The following is a 20,641-nucleotide window of genomic DNA, read 5'->3' as shown; positions in this document are numbered from 1 at the left end:
CCCACTACCGCCGCCCGTCGTAAATGATAGACGGCACAGAGTTCGCGCTAAAGCAGACGACTAGTTGGGTGGACAATTGTGGTCAGCGCCAGAAAGAATTGATCAGCCCCGGCGCCTTGTAAGCAGGTCCGCCACGCCGGCACGGGCGGCGATTTCCCAGATATATCCGCGAGAATAATTAACGCCTACCCGCTGATGAAGCAAGGTGCGCAAACGCGCGTTCGTCCAGTGATCAGCTTCTATGCCGTGTGCTCGCGGCGACTGCCTGAGCGCCGCGGCAATCCATACCAGCGTTTCATCATTGATCGGGGAACGCCCCTCCTCTGTGCGCCGCTTCGGCGATCGCATCCGGTGGTCCATTCCAAGCTTCCCGACGACGGTTCTCACGTGCCCACTGGAATGATAAATGCCGAACTTTTCCTTGATCAGCTTTTGAATATCCCCATTTCGCCAGAGTTCGGTTTCATGGCCGTGGGCCATGGGACTGCCTTCCAATGCCGCCCTTAGCCACTCGAGGGCTTCGGGGCCAAGCGTAGCACTGCGCCCGGATGACTTGATCTGTTCAACAGCCTCAACCCCATCAGCAACTACCATTGATCTGTATTTTGTAATGGTGCGCACGCTGATGTTGAGCGCTTTCGAGACGCGCTCGACACTGTCCCCATCCAGCAACATTTTCGCAGCAATTTTTCGACGCGCGGCATAGACGTCGCTTTGCGATTTCTGCGCGGTAGTAGCCGACGCCTTTTCTGAAGTTGAATAGGTGAGTCGGTATGCGAGGCCGTAACCCCGAACAAGGTAGCCAACATGCGAGGCTGAAAACTGGACTCCGAAACGCCGAAAGATCAATTCGCGCAGTTGGCTTATCGTCCACGTCGGCCCTGGATAGCCGTGAAGGCCAGGTGAGTGCTTGATGGCGCTAACGAGCCAGCTTTCCGAAGCATCGTCCAGTCGGGGAGTACTCCCCTGGATGGGAAAGCGAGCAAGGGCGGTAGCTCCCCCCCTTTCTATCAGGTCCTTGTATTTGCTCACGGTCGGAAGACTGAGTCGAGCCTTCCTGGACACTTCGCTAATACCCTCGCCATTCAACAGAAGCCTGGCGGCAAGAGCCCTGCGTTGCGCGAGCGGAATATCGTCTATCTGTTTGCCCATCGTCCCGAGGGAAAATCAATTGGTTGCTATGTCGCACTGCGCGATCGGTATTTATACACGATTCAAGACAAATTTCGGGCCGAGGCGGCTCGAAAAGCCTCACGACCAGATATGTAATCGTAAGCTTCGGGAAAGGACGACATCGGGCCAACTGCGCGGCAAAACCGCCTCATCATCGGACTTTTTGAATGGATATTAGCCGGAAGATTTCAGTCGCTTGATGTCTTTAGCCGGGTGCCCGTTCGTGGCCGGACTCTGCCTGATGCGATTGACTCAGTTCGACCCATATTCGCCATTCGGATTCCCAGATTGGTCACCGGGAAGCGGTCGTTCAAAGGGGCGGTCTGGCTTCGACTTAGTCGTTGCACCGCGCGCTGCCGCCCGGGACTACCGGTCTATCGTCGCGTTATCTTCGCGGATTCGCCCCAGCTGGCGACCAGTGCCCTCAGCGACTCGCGCACCCAGCGCTGGGAGGCATGTCCGTGGCTTCGCTCATGCCAAAGCATGCTCACCTCGAAGCTCGGCACGGGAATAGGGCAGTCAACGATCATCAACGCGTCGACCCGATCGCGCACGAGTCGTTGCGGTACTAGAGCGACGAGGTCGGAGCGGGCCACGATGTCAGGCACAACCAGGAACGAGGCCGCGGACAGCACCACGTTGCGCTGGAGACCTAGGCTCGCCAACATATCATCCACGGGCGTGGAGAAATCGCCGCCGCGCAGCGACACGATGATGTGCTCCAGCTGTGCAAATTGTGCCGCCGTGAGCTTGCGGCGCAGACGCGGGTGGCCGAGACGGCCTATCAGCACGTAGCGCTCGTCGAACAGGTGACGGCTGCGCAGGTTGGTCGGGGCGTCGCGGGGCGTCATCAACGCGAGGTCTACCTCCCCGCGGGCCATCTGCGCTGCTAGTTGCGGCATGTCCAGGAAACGCACCGCAACCCTCACGCCGGGCGCTTGTTGGCGCAACTGCAATACCAGCGGCTGCACCAATGCAGCCTCCAGATAGTCCGTGCAGGCGATAGCCACAGTCAGGCGGGCCTGCGCAGGATCGAAGTGCACATGACGGCCCACCGTGGCGCGCACTTGGTCTAAAGCATCACGTAGAGGCGCCAGAAGTTCATCGGCCTTTGCTGTGGAAGTCATGCCACGCTGCGCCGGAATCAGCAACGGATCGTCGAACAGATCGCGCAGGCGCGCGAGCTGTGCGCTCACTGCCGGTTGGCTCAGATGCAAGCGGCGCGCGGCGCGCGTCACGTTCTGCTCTGCCAGCAAGGTTTCTAGGGTGACAAGTAAATTCAGGTCCAACCGGTTGGTATCCATTGCATGGATAGTAGACCAGAAGACCGACGATTTCACTCCGTGCGAGGTTCTGCCCACACTGCACATGTCGGCGCGCGTGTTGCGTGCCTGTCCGGAGAAATCGCATGTCCCATTTATCATCAATGCCTCTGATTACCGTAGCTGGTGCCTCCAGCAAGCAAGGCCGCAGCGTGGCCAGCACGCTGCTGGATAGCGGTCGCTATCGAGTGCGCGCTTTGGCGCGAAGCGTCGATAGCGAACCGATGCGCGAACTGGCCCGGCGCGGCGCCGAGGTCGTCGTCGCACCGCTGGAAGCGGGGCGCGAAGCGCAGTTTGCCGCGGCTTTGCGAGGCTCGCACGGCGCTTTTTTGATGACGCCGCCAATTGCGCCCGTACCGCCGCCGGGCCGTCCCGAATTAGCGCTGGGCATGGAGCTGGCTGACGCGGCGCTCGCCGCGGGCGTGGAGCATGTCGTCTGGAGTAGTCTCGAAAATGTCGACGATCGCACTGGCGGCACTCTGTGGGCGCCACACTTCACCGAGAAGGCCCTAGTGGAAGCCTACCTGCGCACACTGCCGCTTCACAGTTCATTCATCCAACTTGCCTTTTTCTACAGCAACTTTCTTGAGCACTATCTGCCCCGCCCCCAAACTGACGGCGGCTTGAGTTTCCCGGTTTACCTACCGCCCGACACGCCCGTGCCGTTCGTTGATCCGCTGACCGCGACCGGTCCGGCGGTGATGGCGCACTTCGACAATCCGGAGTCGTATTCCGGCCGAACATTACCTGTCATCGGTGAGGTACTGACTGCGCGCGAACTTGTGGAAACTTTCGTGCGCGTTTCGGGGGTGCGTGCGCACTACACGTCTGCATACACACGCGAGGATTTGCTAAAGAACTTCCCCGCATTCGGTGCCGACGAGTGGCTGGTACGCGAGCTCGTGGGAATGGTTACCTACGCGGTCGAATACGGGTACTACGCACCCGACCGGGACCTGGCATGGAGCCGACGAAATGATCCGACCGCACTGACCTGGGAAGACTTTCTTCGACGAAGTGGTTGGCGGGGAGAGCATATGAGCTTCGGTGTTGCAATCGGCACATAGAAGCTACGTCCGCCCAAAGCGGCCATACGCGACGGACGGCTCATGGCCGATTGTCGCCGGATGAGCGCGGCTGAGCCGGGACTGCGAAACCGTCTGTTGACGCTCCAGGAGGGGAGTTTTGTGTGCTACGGATCTGCTACAGCAATGGTAGAGGTCCATATTTGACAGGCCTTGCGCCTGTCATTCCACCCCCTGAACTACAGGGAGAGGACCGAACCGAAATAATCGCTGCAATCCCGCCGACGAACAACCCCAGGCAGGATCCGGCGAGTCCAAATTCGCCAGCGAGCGCAGAGTATATCAAACACGCCCAGCCGCGAGGAGGGCTGTGAAGCCCGCCCCGCAAAGCAAACGGCCCAGCAGGCATCACCCGCTGGGCCGCGCGAACCCTCCGGCGCACTACCGCACTACATCAAGCAGCGCACCCCGGTTCAATCAAGCTCACTCAGAATTCCACCACCGCAAACTCCGGCTTGCCTACATCGCACAGCGGGCAGCGCCAGTCGTCCGGAATCGCGGCGAAGCGCGTGCCCGGGGCGATACCTTCTTCGGGAAGGCCTTCTTCTTCGTTGTAGATCCAGCCGCAGATCAGACAGACCCAGCTCTTATATTCAATCACTTCAATTACTTCGCTCACGACGTACTCTTCTTTGGTTCAGTGCATTAATCCGCCCAGTCTGCCCCTTTTTGGGGCACGGCGGCGACCCGCAATATTACCGGAATTTGTCAAACGGACCGCTAATTACCCATGCGGCATCGCCGCAAAGCGCCTGCGACATGTCCGGGCTCGCGTGGCGGAACTCGTCATACACACCGTGTATGCTCTGATCCGCAGCTAATCTTTTGGACAGGCGCGCCGGGCGTCTGGCATGCATTGCGACGATCCGCCTCAGGAGACTGGCGCTGCCATCGCGCCTTGCATGCCTCGCGCATGACGCTCGTTTCCCAACAAGGAGAAAAACGATGGTTAAAAACAAATGGCTGGCCGGGACGGTACTGGCCGGATTGCTCGCCGTGTCGGGCGTGGCGCAAGCCGCTGGTGTGTCTTTCGTGCAACCGGCGGACGGCGCAAACGTCAGCAATCCGGTTCACGTGGTGTTCGGCGTCGACGGTATGAAAGTCGCGCCGGCGGGCACGATGACGGAAGGCACGGGTCATCATCATCTGCTGATCGACGGCAAGCCGCTTCCCAAGGGCGAAGTGATTCCAGCCAACGACAAATCGCTCCACTTCGGTAAGGGCCAGACCGAAACCGATCTGACGCTGCCGTCGGGCGACCATACACTGACGCTGCAATTCGGCGACGGCGCGCATCGTTCGTATGGTCCGGACATGAGCAAGACGATCACGGTGCATGTGAAGTAACCTGCACACGCGAGCAGGCCGGGCGTGCGCGAGCGCCGCCCGGCCGTGTTTTCCCGATTAGTATCCGTTTTGCAAGCCGGCCATTCGGCCTATCTCTTCCGGCATACAGGCACCCGCCCGCGCGCCCGGTACAATGAGCAGTTCCGACTCATCGCTGTCTTCTCCAATTCTCCATGTCGCTTTACACCATTACCGGGGCCCAACTGGCGTTCGGTCACGTCGCGTTGCTCGATCACGCGGATTTCTCTCTCGAAGCGGGCGAGCGCGTTGGGCTGATCGGCCGTAACGGCGCGGGTAAGTCGTCGCTGCTGAAGATCGTCGCCGATCTGACCAAGCCTGACGACGGCCTCGTCACGCGCCAACAGGGTCTGACTTCGGTCTACGTGCCGCAAGAGCCGGAGTTCGATACGGACGACTCGGTGTTCGAAGCGGTCGCCGCCGGCCTGACCCACGCCCGCGAGCTGCTGGATCAATACGATGCGGTCGCCAATCAGCTCGCCGACGAGCCGGAAGGCCCGGAGCACGACGCGCTGATGTCGCGCATGAACACGCTGCAATCGGCGCTTGACCATTCGGACGCCTGGAACTGGAGCACGCGCGTAGCCACCACGCTGCAGCAGATCGGTTTGAATGGCGAGGCGCGGGTCGGTTCGCTGTCGGGCGGGATGCAAAAGCGCGTCGCGTTGGCGCGTGCGTTGGTCGTGCAGCCGGACGTGCTGCTGCTCGACGAACCGACCAACCACCTGGACTTCGACGGCATCCGCTGGCTCGAAGAACTGCTGGTCTCGCTGCGCGCCGGCCTGCTCTTCATTACCCACGACCGCGCGTTTCTCGACCGCGTTGCCACGCGCATCGTCGAACTGGATCGCGGGCGCCTGCTGTCGTATCCGGGCAATTTCAGCGCCTACCAGACCAGGAAGGCTCAGCAGCTTGAAGTCGAGCAGGTCGAAGCGGCCAAGTTCGACAAGCTGCTGGCGCAGGAAGAAGTGTGGATTCGCAAGGGCGTGGAAGCGCGCCGCACGCGCAGCGTCGGCCGGATCGCCCGGCTCGTGGAGATGCGCAACGAACGCGCCGAACGCCGCAACGTGCTGGGCAACGTGAAGCTCGACGTGGGCCAGGGTGAGAAGTCCGGCAAGATCGTCGCCGAACTGACTGACGTGACCAAGCGCTACGGTTCGCGCACAGTGGTCGACAACTTCACCGCCACGGTGATGCGCGGCGACAAGATCGGCTTTGTCGGTCCGAACGGTGCAGGCAAGACCACGCTGCTGAAGATGATTCTCGGCGAATTGCCGCCGGACGAGGGCGCCGTGCGCGTCGGCACCAATCTGCAGGTCGCGTACTTTGACCAGATGCGCGCGCAACTCGATCTGGACAAGAGTCTCGCCGATACGATCAGCCCGGGTAGCGAATGGGTCGAAGTCAACGGCCAGAAGAAGCACGTCATGAGCTATCTCGGCGACTTCCTGTTCGCGCCGGAACGCGCGCGTTCGCCCGTCAAGTCGCTGTCGGGCGGCGAGCGCAATCGCCTGCTGCTGGCGCGTCTGTTCGCGCGGCCGGCCAACGTGCTGGTGCTCGACGAACCGACCAATGACCTTGATATCCCGACGCTCGAACTGCTCGAAGAACTGCTCACTGAGTACGATGGCACCGTGCTGCTGGTCAGCCACGATCGCGCGTTTCTGGATAACGTCGCGACCTCGGTGATCGCCTCGGAAGGGGGCGGCAAGTGGCGCGAGTACGTCGGTGGCTTTACCGACTGGCAGATTCAGCGCGACCGCTCGCAGCAGATGGCGCAGGAAGCGCAGAAAGAAACGGCCAAAGAAGTGGCGTCGAAGGACAGTGGCGCAGCAGCAGGCCGCAATACGCAACGCGCCGCCAAGCTGTCGTTCAAGGATCAGCGCGAACTCGAGGCGTTACCGGCGAAAATTGCCGCGCTCGAAGCCGAGCAGAAAACCATTGGCGCTCAACTCGAAGACGGTTCGGTCTTCGCGAAAGACGCTCAGGAAGGCAAGCGTCTGACCGAGCGCTACGCCGCGATCGATGAGGAACTGCTGATCGCGCTGGAACGCTGGGACGAGCTGGAAAACAAGCGCAAATGACGCGCGGGGGCGGCGTGATCCGAGATTGCGCCGATGCCACGTTCCGATCAGGGGCCGGAGTTGCGCCACGGTCTCATCGCGGTCTTGTAATCGGCCGCACCCAGACGCCGCCCCTTATCCAAACGGCCAATCCCGCACGGCGTGAATTGCCGCCTGTATCGAAATCAGTAAAATACCCCGCGAACAGGCTTCCCCGGTGTTCGCACCGGCTGGCCGTTGCCGGGCTGTGGAGTCCGCATCGAGCCGCTGTCGAGCACGCCCAAGGGAAGCCAGGCGATAAAACAGAGTGCCCGTACTGCGGGCACTCTACCTAACCCCGTTGTTTCGTTTCGCTTTTTTTGAAAACTCAACGCATTGTCCACGGACCTGTCCACAGGACCTGTGGACAACGATGAACCGACGCACCCGAGTCAACCATGTCTACGAAAAAGCCAAACGCCGCGTATAGCGAAGCGTCGATCAAGGTGTTGAAGGGCCTGGAGCCGGTCAAGCAACGGCCCGGGATGTACACCCGCACCGAAAATCCGCTGCACATCATTCAGGAAGTTATCGACAACGCGTCAGACGAGGCCCTCGGCGGCTACGGCCGGCAAATCACCGTCACGCTGCACGCTGACCATTCGGTCTCGGTCGAAGACGACGGCCGTGGCATTCCGTTCGGCCTGCATCCGGAAGAAGGCGTGCCGGTCGTCGAGATCGTTTTCACGCGCCTGCACGCAGGCGGCAAGTTCGATAAAGCCGCCGGCGGCGCCTACACGTTCTCGGGCGGCCTGCATGGCGTCGGCGTGTCGGTCACCAACGCGCTGTCCACCCGCCTCGACGTCACCGTGTGGCGCGAGGGCAAAATCGCCGAGTTGAGTTTTGCCAACGGCGACGTCGCTAAAGAACTCGAAGTGCGGCCCGCCGCGCGTGGCGACAAAAAGTCCGGTACGCGTGTCACGGCGTGGGCCAATCCGAAATACTTCGATTCGCCGAACCTGCCGCTCGGCGAACTGCAGCGCTTGCTGCGCTCGAAAGCGGTGCTGTTGCCGGGCGTCGAAGTGACGCTGATCAACGAGAAAACCGGCGAAACGCAAACCTGGAAATACGAAGACGGTTTGCGCGGCTATCTGCTCGAAGGCATGAACGGCAGTGATCTGCTGATTCCGCTGTTCGAAGGCGAGCGCTTTGTTGAAAACTCGCGCGCCAGCGAAGAGACGTTTGCTGAAGGTGAGGGCGCCACGTGGGTCGTCGCGTGGAGCGAGGAAGGCACGCTCATGCGCGAGTCGTACGTCAATCTGATTCCGACGCCTGCGGGCGGCACGCATGAATCCGGTTTGCGCGACGGTCTGTTCCAGGCGGTGAAGAGCTTTGTCGAGTTGCATAACCTTCAACCGAAGGGCGTGAAGCTGCTGGCGGAAGACGTGTTCGCGCGCGTGTCGTTCGTGTTGTCGGCAAAGGTGCTCGATCCGCAATTCCAGGGGCAGATCAAGGAGCGCCTGAATAGCCGAGATGCGGTGAAGCTGGTGTCGTCGTTCTCGCGGCCGGCTTTGGAGTTGTGGCTGAATCAGCACGTCGAGCTTGGCAAGAAACTCGCGGACCTCGTCATCAAGCAGGCCCAGGCGCGTACGCGTGCTGGCCAGAAGGTCGAGAAGCGCAAGAGCTCGGGCGTGGCCGTTCTGCCGGGCAAGCTGACCGATTGCGAATCGACGGAAATCGGCCGTAACGAGCTGTTTCTCGTCGAGGGCGATTCTGCGGGCGGCTCGGCGAAGATGGGCCGCGACAAGGAATACCAGGCGATCCTGCCGCTGCGCGGCAAGGTGCTGAACACGTGGGAAACCGAGCGCGACCGGCTGTTTGCCAACAACGAAGTGCACGATATTTCGGTGGCGATCGGCGTCGATCCGCATAGCCCGGACGACAAGGTCGATCTGTCGAATCTGCGCTACGGCAAGATCTGCATTCTGTCGGACGCTGACGTCGACGGTTCGCACATCCAGGTGTTGCTGCTCACGCTGTTCTTCAAGCACTTCCCGCAGCTGATCGAGCGCGGTCATGTGTGCGTGGCGCGTCCGCCGCTGTTCCGTGTCGATGCCCCCGCGCGCGGCAAGAAGCCGGCACAGAAGCTCTATGCACTCGATGAAGGCGAACTCGAAGCGATCCTCGACAAGCTGCGCAAAGACGGCGTACGCGAAACGCAATGGTCCATCAGCCGCTTTAAAGGCCTCGGTGAAATGAGCGCGGAGCAGTTGTGGGACACGACCATGAACCCCGACACGCGGCGCCTGACGCCGGTGGCGCTCGGCGATCTCGACTACGACGCCACGGTGGCGCGTATGACGATGCTGATGGGCAAGGGCGAAGCGGCGTCGCGGCGCAGCTGGCTGGAAGAAAAAGGCAACGAAGTGGAAGCGGATATCTGAGCGCGCTCGTAGCGCCTCGGTTCACAAACACACTTCACGCCAAACACGGATACGGAATCTAGATGGACGACGATAACACTCTCGACCTTTTCACCGAGCCGCCGCCGCCCGAAGGCGACTTCCTGACGCTCGGCAATTATGCGGAACGCCAGTACCTCGACTACGCGGTGAGCGTGGTCAAGGGGCGCGCGCTGCCTGACGTGTGCGACGGCCAGAAGCCGGTGCAGCGCCGCATCCTGTTCGCGATGAACGAGATGGGTCTGGGCGATAACGCTAAGCCCGTGAAATCGGCGCGCGTGGTCGGCGACGTGCTGGGTAAGTACCACCCGCACGGCGACCAGTCGGCGTATGACGCCTTGGTGCGCCTCGCGCAAGACTTTTCGATGCGCTATCCGCTGATCGACGGCCAAGGTAACTTTGGTTCGCGCGACGGCGACGGTGCGGCGGCAATGCGCTACACCGAAGCGCGTCTCACGCCTATCGCGAAGCTGTTGCTCGACGAAATCGACCAAGGCACGGTCGACTTCATGAAGAACTACAACGGCGAGTTCGACGAACCGAGGCAACTGCCCGGGCGTTTGCCGTTCGTGCTGTTGAACGGCGCATCCGGTATTGCGGTGGGGCTGGCAACGGAAATCCCGTCACACAATCTGCGCGAAGTGGCGGCAGCGGCAGTCGCGATGATCCGCAATCCGAAGATCGAGCACGCCGAGTTGATGCAACACATCGCCGGGCCGGACTTCCCGGGCGGCGGTCAGATCATTTCCAGCGACGCCGAGATTTCCGCGGCCTACGAAAGCGGCCGCGGCAGCCTGAAAGTGCGCGCCCGCTGGAAGATCGAAGAACTCGCACGGGGTCAGTGGCAACTCGTGATCACCGAACTGCCGCCGAACACGGCAACGCAGAAGGTGCTCGAAGAGATCGAAGAGCAGACCAACCCGAAAATCAAGCTCGGCAAGAAGACGCTTACGCCTGAACAACTGCAGACCAAGCAGACCATGCTCGCGCTGCTCGATGCAGTGCGTGACGAATCGGGCCGGGACGCGCCGGTGCGTCTGGTGTTCGAGCCGAAGTCGAGCCGCATCGATCAAACCGATTTCGTCAACACGTTGCTCGCGCATACGAGTCTCGAATCGAACGCGTCGCTGAATCTGGTGATGGTGGGCGGCGATGGCCGGCCGCGTCAGAAGGGCCTGAGCGAAATCCTCCACGAGTGGGTCGCGTTCCGCTTCGCAACGGTCACGCGTCGCACGCGTCATCGGTTGACCAAGGTCGACGACCGGATTCATATCCTCGAAGGCCGGATGATCGTCTTCTTGAATATCGACGAAGTCATCCGCATCATCCGCGAATCGGACGAACCGAAGGTCGCGTTGATGGCCGCGTTCGGCTTATCCGATCGTCAAGCCGAAGACATTCTCGAGATCCGCTTGCGTCAGTTGGCGCGGCTCGAGAAGATCAAGATCGAGAAGGAACTGTCCGAACTGCGCGACGAGAAGTCCAAGCTCGAGGAGTTGCTCGGCAGCGAATCGGCGATGAAGCGTCTGCTCATCAAGGAAATCGAAGGCGACGCGAAGCAGTACGGCGACGAGCGCCGCACGCTGATCCAGCAGGAAAAGCGCGCGACGTTCGAAGCGCGCGTGGTCGACGAACCCGTCACGGTGGTGGTGTCGCAGAAGGGCTGGGTACGCGCGCTGAAGGGCCACGGTCTGGATGCGGCCGGCTTCACGTTCAAGGCCGGTGACGGGCTCTATGCGGCGTTCCAGTGCCGCACGCCGGACACGCTGGTCGCGTGGGGTAGCAATGGCCGCGTTTATTCGGTGGCCGTTGCGATGCTGCCGGGCGGCCGAGGTGATGGTGTGCCGGTTACGTCGCTGATCGAACTCGAGTCGGGCAGCCATCTGATGCATTACTACGCGGCCTCCGCGGATCAGGCATTGCTGCTCGCATCGAGCAATGGCTTTGGCTTTATCGCCAAGGTCGGCGACATGGTGAGCCGAGTGAAAGCCGGTAAGTCGTTCATGACGATCGACGCAGGTGCCACGCCGTTAGCGCCGATGCCGATGTTGCCGGATGCGACGCATATCGCGTGTCTGTCTTCGGGTGGGCGCCTGCTGGTATTCGGCCTCGACGAGATGAAGACGCTTTCGGGCGGCGGTCGTGGCGTCACGCTGATGGCGCTCGACGACAACGAAACGCTGGTGCAGGCGCTGTCCATCAACAAAGCGGGCGTGGTGTTGATCGGCACGCGGCGTGGTGGCCGTATCGACGAAGAGAAACTGAGTGGCGCCACGCTCACGCCGCACGTCGGCAAGCGGGCGCGCAAGGGGCGTGCGCCTGAGAGCAAGATGAAGCTCGACAGTATGCGTCCGGTGTTGGCGGCTTAAAAAGGCCATAAGAACGCCATAAGAACGCTGTCGGAATCAGTTTGAAGCAGGAAAGCGTAGCAACACGGCGCGCGCGTCATTTGCAGATGAAGCGCGCGCCGTGCGTCACAAAAAACGGGGTGCAGCTGCGTCGCGACATAGGGTGCGCTGCAATAATAACTACAAAGAATGTTAAGACGACGTTAGTACATGGAACTGCACGCATAGCGCGCGGTCGAATGCGCTCAATAGCCGCTGCTAATATCATTCGTAATAAGCGGTGTGGCGTCGTCGGGAGAGGAAAACAAAATGAACAAAGCTATCGAACTCGCGCTGTTTCTACATCTGCTCGCGGTCGCGGTGTGGGTTGGTGGGATGATATTCGCGCATTTCTGTCTGCGGCCGGCAATTGCCGATCTTTCGCCGCAACTGCGCCTGCCCTTGTGGGAATCGGTGTTCGGGCGCTTCTTCAATTGGGTCGCTGCTGCAGTGCTGGTGATTCTCCTGACCGGCGGATTTTTGCTGATGCAATTCGGCGGCGGTCATGCCACGTGGCCCTTGCATGCCATGGCGGGCCTCGGCATCGTGATGATGCTAATCTTCGGGCACATTCGTTTCGCCGTGTTCCCGCGCATTCGCCGTGCTGTCCAGGCGCAGAAATGGCCGGATGGCGCGCAGGCAGTCGGCACGATCCGGCGCCTGGTGCTGATCAATATCGTGCTTGGCGTGGTGACGATCGGCGTAGCGGTGCTGTCGCGCGGGTTCTGACGCCCGGTTCTACAGCGGGCCGTGAATGGCGGCTCTGAAGGTATGAAGTGCGTGTGAAATGCGTATGAAGCCCGGCCATCAGGCGCGGGCCACGATACCGCCTACGGCACGGCGCCGTAGGCGAGCCACAGCCCGCACACGATCGCCACGGTTCCGTACACCACATACACCGGTGTCTTGAGCTTGGCGAAGCACATGCCGGAGAACAGCGCGGTCACCAGGTACACGGGTTTGAGTGGCACATGCCCGGCAATACGCAGCACGGCCACCGCCAGAAATGCGGTGGTGACTGCGCGCAAAATCCGCATGCCGTGCTCGAAACGCGGATTGGCCTTCAACTGATGCAGATGCCGCTGCGCCAGCACCACCAGGCAACCCGACGGTACAAAAAGCGCCAGCGTAGCAATCAGCGCGCCGGCCCAGCCATCCACCAGATAGCCGAAGAACGGCACCACGTTCAAGAGCGGTCCGGGCGACAGCGGTGACAGCGAAAACGCCAAGGTGAAGTCGTTATCCGATATGCCGATCGCCGGTGTCACGAACAGCGTCTTGAGCACGGGTAACGCCGAGAAGCCACCGCCGAACAAAGTCATGCCCGCGCCGGCCAGCCGCGGCCACAGCAGCGCCAGTTCGTAACGATGCGGCAGCGGCAGCGCAAACAACACCAGTAACACGCACAGGCCGCCCAGTAATTGCCAGTCGCCGCGACCGATCGACACAACGACCCGCGCATTGCGAACCGGGCTGACCAGCCAGCCTGCGCCGAAAGCCGAGCCGAGCATCACTACGTAGGCCGCGGGGCTGCGTGCATAGAAGAGCGCCACGCAACCCAGTACCGCCGCGATCCATTCGAGCTTGCCGCGCACCAGCGCGCGCGTCTGTTTGTACCAGGTGATCGCGATCAGCGTAGCCAGCACTACGCTGAAGTGATTGAGCAGGGTCTGGGAAGCGGCGGCGCGCACGAGCGGCGTACGATAGAAGATCGCGAACAGCGTCATCAGCGTGAAAAAGGGCAGCACGCTTGCGATGCCCGCGACCCAGGCACCGGCGCGTCCGCGCAGCGCATGTCCGAGTTGCACGGCGACATTGCAGCCCACCGGTCCGGGCACCATCCAGGCAAGCGCAATCAGATCTGAAAATGCGACGCGCGAGAGACGTCCCTCGCGTTCTACATAGTGGTTTTCAAGTTGCGCCATCAGCGCGAGGCCGCCCCACGACAGCGCCGACAGGCCGAACACGACCCGGAACAGGGTCCATAGCGGTTCTCGCTCGCCTCGTCTGGCGGCATCCTGGCTCGTGATCGTCTGCATGGCGCCGCGGACCCCGGTGCACCGGCGGCCCGCCCTTTGGGATCATCGTTGTGTGGTGTTGCGTGGCCGGCAGCCGGCATCGCGCTGTGACGCAGTACAGCGTGAATGTAGCCGGTTTTGCAGTGCTGCGGTTGGATAAGCGCGAAGCGTCGCCGATACGCCCGGAGACTGTATGCGGCGCGCTTGTAGCGCACCAGCGCGCCACCGTCGGACCCTGTTCAGCTATTGGTGCTGGACACGCTGCTGGTGCTGTCGGTTTCATGCACGGGGCGGTGACCCTTCATGCCGCATACGCCGAAGCGTTCGAGCAGTGCCGGAATCGCGTCGACCGGCACCGGACGCGAAAACAGGAAACCCTGCGCCTCGATATGGCCGAGCGCCGCAAGCCATGCAATCTGTTCTTCAGTCTCGGTGCCTTCGACCACCACCGTGAGCCCGAGCGAACGCGCCAGATTGACGATCGCGGTGACCATCACGCAGACGCTGCGGTCGCCAGGAATCGCCTGGATGAACGAACGGTCGACCTTCAGCGTGTCGACCGAGAAGCGGTTCAGGTACGAGAGCGACGAATAGCCCGTGCCGAAGTCGTCGAGCGCAATGCGCACGCCCAGGCGCTTCAGCGCGAAGATCTTCTCCGAGACGAGTTCGGGGTATTCCATCATCGCCGTCTCGGTGATTTCCAGTTCGAGGCGGCGCGCGGAGATGCCACTTTCCTCGATGGCATGCGAGATGGTTTCGTACAGATCCCCGCGCCAGAACTGCACTGCGGAGATGTTCACCGCGAGCGACAGCGTGTCGTAGCCCTGTTGCTGCCACAACGCCAGTTGGCGGCACGCGGTTTCGATCACGAAGTCACCGATGGGCACGATCAGGCCGGTCGACTCGGCGACCGGAATGAATTCGTTCGCCGGAATCAAGCCGTGCTGCGGATGGTTCCAGCGCACCAGCGCCTCGAATCCGGTGATGCAGCGGCGCGTCAGATCGATCTTCGGCTGATAGGCGAGAAACAGTTGGCCTTCGGCAAGCGCGACGCGCAGTTGCTGTTCCCACTTCATCAAATGATCCGCGCGGTGCGACAACTGCGGCGAATAGAACTGGTAGCAGTTCTTGCCTGCGTCCTTCGCGCTGTACATGGCGAGGTCGGCTTTCTTCAGCAGGTCGATCTCGCTCTCGTTGGCGACCGAGTACAGCGCGATGCCGATGCTCGCATGCAGCACGAACGAACTGCCGCGCACTTCGAAAGGCTTGGCGAAGGCTTCGGCCGCCGCTTCGGCGAGTGTGACGGCACGCTTCTCGACGTCTTCGCCCTTGATTACCACGACGAACTCGTCGCCGCCGATGCGGCTCAACGCGCCACCGTCGCCGACCGCGGTGGCGAGGCGGGAAGCCGTCATTTGCAGCACGATGTCGCCGGCATTGTGGCCTAGCGTGTCGTTGACGGTCTTGAAATTGTCGAGGTCGATGAAGAGAATTGCAAGGCGCCCGAGATTGGCAGGCTGTGCCACGTCATGCCGCAGTGTTTGCAGCGTCGCGTAGCGATTGCGCAATCCGGTCAGCAGATCGTACTCGACCAGATGCGTCATTTCGCGCTCGCGTCCGAGCAGTTTGCCGATCAAACCGGTGGCCACTGCGAAGAAGCTCAGCATCGCGAGCGAGATGAAGCCCGCCATCAGCAGATAGACGTTGCGCGTGTGATTGTAGTCGGCGAATTCTTCGGCTTGCGACAGGCCGACCAGTACACCGAGCGGATAGCCGTCGATATGCCGGTACGAGACGATGCGCGTAACGTTGTCGATCGAATCGACGTAGGTGCCCGACACATGTTCCGAAGTCGGATATGAGCCGCTCGCCGAGAATGAGCCGTTGGCGCTGTCAGCGCTGCCGGTGCGGCGTGCCAACACGGTACCGTTGTCCGAAATCACTGCGATCACGCCTTCACGGCCAATGGCCGCGTTGTTGTAGAAGTCGCTGGTGAAATAGCTCGGGTCTTCGGAGACCACCACGACGCCTGCGAACGAGCCGTCGGGATGATTCAGACGCCGGGTCATCTGCAAGGTCCAGTGGCCGGATATTCGGCCGAGCACCGGCTTGCTGATATACAACTGGTCGTCGTTTTCGTGTTCGTGGACCTTGAAGTGTTCGCGGTCCGACAGGTCGATGTGTTTGGGATTGAGCTCGGCCGTGTTCGCGATCAGCTTGCCGTGTTCGTCGATCAGCGACACCTGCACCAGCGTATCGCTTTGCACTACGCCTTTTTCCACCGTGCTGGCGAGATCGAAATGATTCGGTGTTTTCTCGAATTCGTATTTGACGAAGCGGGTGATCTGGTCGACCTGGTGAATCGCCTTGACCGTGTGCTGCTCCAGCGCCGCGGAGAGAATCGCGGCAGACGCCATGGCTTCACGATTCGTAGCTTCTTTCTCAACCGACAGACGCGCGAAGATCACGGTCCAAAGCAGGATCAGCACCAGCACGCCGAGCGCCGGGATGACGAGCAAGGCACGGCGGCGCGACACGGCGGGATCGCGGCGGGGTTTGGCTTCGCGCTGGTCGGAGAAGCGGAACTGGCTCATCGGGTAGCCCGTTCCCTGGTGCCGGGCAGTTGCAACTGCGCGAGCATTGACTGCGCTAATTTCATGGGTGGCTGCATGGTGACCAAGGTGCCGGAACTGCTGCGCAGGGGGCGGGAGTGTGGCGTCGTGCCTGACCATCCGGAGGTCATCGGGTACGTTTCGATATTACTTAATGCCACTGGATTAAGGAAGCGTCCTCGCATCGGGTATACGCGGGCGCGACAGACCGTCCCCGCTGTCTGAATTCGCAGCCGGCGCGGCCAGCCGTGGGGCCGTGGCCTGGCAGTCGTATTCGAGTATTTCATCGGGATCCGGAATTCAGGTGTGCCAGGCCTCGTGTCATGCATGGCGCATTAATCGTGCAAACGACGCGGCGTTTTGTGGTCAAGAGTGGCCGGAAGCGGCGAGATAAGGGCGGCATTTCGCTGCCAGTCGGCGGTCGCTGGCCGGCAATCGGGCGCCGCGCCATTCATGGCAGCCGGAACGTGCCGTCGACGACCGTCACTGATGGTCCTCCGATCCACGTCTTGCCGGCTGCGTCGTCGTAATGCACCGAAACATCGCCGGCACGGCCCAGCACTGTGCCCTGGCGAGCCGTGTAGTGTGAGCCGGGGCGCAACTGCTGGGCGTTCAGGAGACCCGCGAGCGCGGCGTTCGCGCTGCCCGTTACCGGGTCTTCGCCGACGCCGAAGCGGCCGCCTGCCATCAGGCAGCGCACCTCGAAGGTGGCCGGACCGTCAGTGTCGTGTGGACCGTAGACAGCGAGACCATGGGTATCCATCGAATGCACGATGTCGGCGAGCACAACGGCATCGGGTTCGAGCGCGAGGCAGTCGCGCGCTGAATTGACGCGCACCACGAGCCACGGCGCACCATTGTCGACCGCGCAGGGCGCTGCGCTGAAATCGATCGCGTCGCTACGCAAAGCCGTAGCCAGTGCTGCGTACTGATCTTGGGGAAGCGGCGTGATGCACGCGGGCGGCGCGGCGAAAGCCCATCCGCTGTGCACCTTGTGGGTCGATCCAGATTCAGTCAGCGCTTGCAATTCAATGAGACCCACGCCGCATTGTTGCAGCAGCTTACCGGCCTGCTTAGGGTGGTACCCGCTTTCGAGCAACGCATGCGCGGTGCCGAGTGTCGGATGGCCGGCGAACGGTAATTCGCCATGCGTCGTGAAGATACGCACGCGATAGTCGGCGGCTGGGTCAGTCGGTTTCAGCAGGAAGGTCGTTTCGGACAGATTGGTCCAGTGCGCGATGGCCTGCATCTGATCCGCATCGAGTGTGTCGGCGTCGAACACGACAGCAAGCGGATTGCCTTTGAACGGCACGGACGTGAACACGTCGACTTGTTTAAAACGAACGGTGTTGGCAGGCATCGGGCGAGGTCCGGCGAATCAGGCAGATGGGTGGGATTCGCGGATTCTATCTGGTGACAAAGGAACGATCCACCTCGCCACAAATGCAAAACGCGCCGCAGATGGTAGACACCTCGCGACGCGTTCAGCACGCTTGGGACGACAAGCTTCGGCGAACGGGCTGCCGAACCTGCCGGCGCGCGTTATTCGACTTCGGCGATCATCTCGATTTCGACGCATGCGCCGAGCGGAATCTGCGCCACGCCGAACGCCGAACGCGCATGCTTGCCGCGCTCACCGAACACGTCAGCGACCAGTTCGGACGCGCCGTTGGTCACCAGGTGCTGCTCGGTGAACTCGAACGTCGAGTTGACAAGGCTCATCAGCTTGACGATGCGCGTGACGCGGTTCAGGTCGCCCACATGCGCGTGCAGCGTGGCGAGCAGGTCGATTGCGATGGAGCGCGCGGCGACCTTGCCTTCTTCAGTGGTGAGCGTGGCGCCGAGCTTGCCGGCCCACACCTTGCCGTCTTTCTTCGCGATGTGACCGGACAGGTACACCGTGTTGCCGCTTTGCGCGCTCATCACATAGGCGGCTGCGGGCGCGCCTGCGCTCGGCAATTCGATGCCCAATTCCTTAAGCTTGTCATACACATTCGTTTGAGCCATGGTGTGTCCTTGGTCAGTAGTGGAATTCGGTGGCGCGGGTCGGGTCGAGATAGCTTAGACCTTCGTGCGGATCAGCGCAGCGAGACGCGACACGCCTTCGTCGATCTTGGCCGGCGGCACCGTGACGAACGACAGACGCAGCGTGTTGTGCTGGGCTTCGCTCGCGAAGAACGGAGCGCCCGGCACGAACGCGACATTCTGCGCGACGGCTTCTTCGAGCAGCTTCATGCTGTCGATCTGTGCAGGCAGCGTCACCCACACGAACATGCCGCCTTCCGGACGGTTCCAGCTTACGCCTTCCGGCATGTAGCGTTCGAGCGAGGCGAGCATCGCTGCGCATTGATCGCGGTACAGTTCGCGAATGGTCGGCACGTGCGTATCGAGGAAGCCGTCCTTGATCACTTCGTACACGATGCGTTGCGTGAAGCTCGGCGTGTGCAAATCGGTGGCTTGTTTGGCCTGCACGAGCTTGAAGATCAACTCTTCGGGCGCAATGATGTAGCCGACCCGCAGGCCCGGCGCCAGCACTTTCGAGAACGAACCGAGATGGACGATGTGATCCGGCGCCATCGACAGCATGGTCGGCAGCGGCTCACCGGCGTAGTCGAGCGCACCGTAGGGGTCGTCTTCGATTACCGGGAACGGTGCGGTCTTCGCAAACGCGGCCAGTGCACGGCGGCGTTCGATCGGCAGGCGGCGCCCCGTCGGATTCTGGAAATTCGGTTGCGCGTACAGGAGGCGCGCGCCGGCCGTCAGCTCGGGCGTGAGCGCCTCGGGAATCAGGCCGTGCTCGTCGGTCGGCACCTGCACGTAGCTCGGTTCGTACATAGAGAACGATTGCAGCGCGCCGAGATAGGTCGGCGTTTCAACCAGCACGGGGCTGTCGGGGCACACCAGCACTTTACCGAGCAGGTCGAGCGCTTGCTGCGAGCCGGTGGTGATCAGTACCTGCGAAGGGCGAATCTGCGCGCCGTTCACCGAGTAGCGTTGGGCGATCCATTCGCGCAGCGGCAGGTAGCCTTCCGTCGCGCTGTACTGCAAAGCCGCCGCGGGCGCGTCGCGCAGAATGCGGTCGGATGCTTCGCGCATACGTTCGGCCGGGAAGGTCGCCGGCGAGGGCAGGCCGCCCGCGAACGAAATGACTTCGGGCCGTTCCGTGACCTTCAGGATCTCGCGAATCGCCGAGCTCGTGAGCTTGCGTGCGCGTTCGGACAGTTGCCACGTGGGGGCTTTCAAGTCGCTTTGGTCCATGGTCTCCTCTGCTGGTATCTCTGGAATCGGTCAAAACTTCAATTATCGCGCGAGTCGGCGACCCGGCGCGCTGCTTATTTAAGGGTCCGTAGACCGTCGGGTGTTTCAAACTCGGCGACCAGCACTGCCGCGCCTTCCGTGGGCTCGAGTGCGATCAGGTGTGCCGCGCCCAGCCAGTGCAATTGCGCTGCGATCGGGTCGGTTTGCGGATGTGCTGCTTTCAAAGCTTTCAGCACGATGTCCGTTTCCGGCAGGGCCGCCGACGGATGTCGCGGCGTGTCCCACTGGATCAGCGACGGCAGCACGCCGTCGCCGGCGCCTTGCCACGTTGGGAACGCACCGTCGTCAGATACCGACAGGCCCCACGTGAAATCGCCGCGCGTCATCGGCACGATCGGCGCGATGCGCTGCGGATACTGCGTTTGCCATGCCGCAAGCCGCTTCGGGCGGTCGACTCGGGCGACCCAATGCGATAGATACGGCCCTTTTTCGAGCCGCGCCTGCGTCGCCGGGTCGTCGAGCGCGAACAGGCGGGCATGGGGCGCGGCAGCTTCCGCGGGTTCCGCGGCCTGCGGGTCGATCGCGATCACCTCCAGATACACACCGCCCCACAGGTTCAGCAGGCGATTGTGCGTGCGCATCAGCGGATGCGCGCCGCCGCCCGCCGGTGCGACGCCGAGCGTGTCGGCGACGTACTGCGTGCCCTCGTCGAGGGTACGGGCGGAAATCACGAGGTGATCGAGACGGAGCGAATGGGCGGTCATGGCGGATCAGGAAAACGGTTTCTGCGGTAAGCCGGAACGCGTGCCGGGTGCGGCAGCAGCGTTGCCGGGGTCGTAAGCATAACCGTTTGCCGGGTCGGCGGGCCACGCGGATGGCGTTCGGGCGGGTCTTGCCCGGGGCCGCTCGTATGCAGC

At 61.9% G+C, this 20,641-nt stretch carries 15 protein-coding genes; 6 read left to right on the top strand and 9 right to left on the bottom strand.

Translation table 11 applies throughout. The features are described from left to right. Nucleotides 1-102 precede the first annotated feature (102 nt). Complete coding sequence (locus ACUN0E_RS36240) at nt 103-1,152, bottom strand: winged helix-turn-helix domain-containing protein (protein WP_445569597.1); 1,050 nt, start codon at nt 1,150-1,152, stop codon at nt 103-105. Nucleotides 1,153-1,547: 395 nt separating this feature from the next. Continuing rightward, entirely contained in the window at nt 1,548-2,477 is a 930-nt protein-coding gene (locus tag ACUN0E_RS36235; protein ID WP_408391073.1) for a LysR family transcriptional regulator, read from the bottom strand. Between the two features lie 104 nt (nt 2,478-2,581). On the opposite strand from ACUN0E_RS36235, the gene ACUN0E_RS36230 reads away from it, so the two are divergent. Continuing rightward, complete coding sequence (locus tag ACUN0E_RS36230; protein ID WP_408391076.1) at nt 2,582-3,562, top strand: NmrA/HSCARG family protein; 981 nt, start codon at nt 2,582-2,584, stop codon at nt 3,560-3,562. Nucleotides 3,563-4,007: 445 nt separating this feature from the next. On the opposite strand, the gene ACUN0E_RS36225 is transcribed toward ACUN0E_RS36230, so the two are convergent. Next, entirely contained in the window at nt 4,008-4,199 is a 192-nt protein-coding gene (locus tag ACUN0E_RS36225) for a rubredoxin (protein ID WP_408213811.1), read from the bottom strand. 326 nt (nt 4,200-4,525) lie between these two features. Here ACUN0E_RS36225 and ACUN0E_RS36220 point away from each other — a divergent pair, with 326 nt between their 5' ends. From ACUN0E_RS36220 to ACUN0E_RS36200, 5 genes are all read left to right on the top strand, one after another. Continuing rightward, the gene (locus tag ACUN0E_RS36220) at nt 4,526-4,927 is read left to right on the top strand and encodes a DUF4399 domain-containing protein (protein WP_445569596.1); all 402 of its coding nucleotides are present in this window, start codon (nt 4,526-4,528) and stop codon (nt 4,925-4,927) included. A 173-nt stretch (nt 4,928-5,100) separates the two neighbouring features. Then, nucleotides 5,101-7,029 carry an ATP-binding cassette domain-containing protein gene (locus ACUN0E_RS36215; RefSeq protein ID WP_445569595.1) on the top strand — a complete coding sequence of 643 codons (1,929 nt, stop codon included), beginning with the start codon at nt 5,101-5,103 and terminating at the stop codon, nt 7,027-7,029. Between the two features lie 416 nt (nt 7,030-7,445). Further along, on the top strand, nt 7,446-9,431 hold the full coding sequence (gene parE / locus ACUN0E_RS36210; protein ID WP_445569594.1) for a DNA topoisomerase IV subunit B: 1,986 nt from the start codon (nt 7,446-7,448) through the stop codon (nt 9,429-9,431). Between the two features lie 62 nt (nt 9,432-9,493). Beyond that, nucleotides 9,494-11,818, top strand: coding sequence for a DNA topoisomerase IV subunit A (gene parC, locus ACUN0E_RS36205; protein ID WP_445569593.1), 2,325 nt, complete (start codon nt 9,494-9,496; stop codon nt 11,816-11,818). A gap of 288 nt (nt 11,819-12,106) precedes the next feature. After that, complete coding sequence (locus ACUN0E_RS36200) at nt 12,107-12,565, top strand: CopD family protein (RefSeq protein ID WP_120347719.1); 459 nt, start codon at nt 12,107-12,109, stop codon at nt 12,563-12,565. Nucleotides 12,566-12,666: 101 nt separating this feature from the next. Here the strand turns inward: ACUN0E_RS36200 and ACUN0E_RS36195 are convergent, their stop codons facing one another. The 6 genes from ACUN0E_RS36195 to ACUN0E_RS36170 form a co-directional block, all read right to left on the bottom strand. Then, nucleotides 12,667-13,875 (bottom strand): chromate transporter, encoded by a 1,209-nt coding sequence (locus ACUN0E_RS36195; protein ID WP_408389973.1) that lies wholly within the window; start codon nt 13,873-13,875, stop codon nt 12,667-12,669. A 218-nt stretch (nt 13,876-14,093) separates the two neighbouring features. Then, nucleotides 14,094-16,448, bottom strand: coding sequence for a bifunctional diguanylate cyclase/phosphodiesterase (locus ACUN0E_RS36190; protein WP_408389975.1), 2,355 nt, complete (start codon nt 16,446-16,448; stop codon nt 14,094-14,096). A gap of 469 nt (nt 16,449-16,917) precedes the next feature. Then, nucleotides 16,918-17,826, bottom strand: coding sequence for a PhzF family phenazine biosynthesis protein (locus ACUN0E_RS36185; RefSeq protein WP_445569592.1), 909 nt, complete (start codon nt 17,824-17,826; stop codon nt 16,918-16,920). 182 nt (nt 17,827-18,008) lie between these two features. Then, complete coding sequence (locus ACUN0E_RS36180; protein ID WP_408239937.1) at nt 18,009-18,473, bottom strand: RidA family protein; 465 nt, start codon at nt 18,471-18,473, stop codon at nt 18,009-18,011. A 54-nt stretch (nt 18,474-18,527) separates the two neighbouring features. Then, nucleotides 18,528-19,724: an aminotransferase-like domain-containing protein gene (locus tag ACUN0E_RS36175; protein ID WP_445569591.1), complete on the bottom strand. Its 1,197-nt coding sequence runs from the start codon at nt 19,722-19,724 to the stop codon at nt 18,528-18,530. A gap of 74 nt (nt 19,725-19,798) precedes the next feature. Then, nucleotides 19,799-20,488, bottom strand: coding sequence for a VOC family protein (locus ACUN0E_RS36170; RefSeq protein ID WP_408510730.1), 690 nt, complete (start codon nt 20,486-20,488; stop codon nt 19,799-19,801). Nucleotides 20,489-20,641: the final 153 nt, after the last annotated feature.

The sequence above is a fragment of the Paraburkholderia sp. D1E genome (assembly GCF_052682275.1).
Note: the sequence above shows the minus strand (reverse complement) of the source record. Positions and strands in the feature narration are given on the sequence as shown.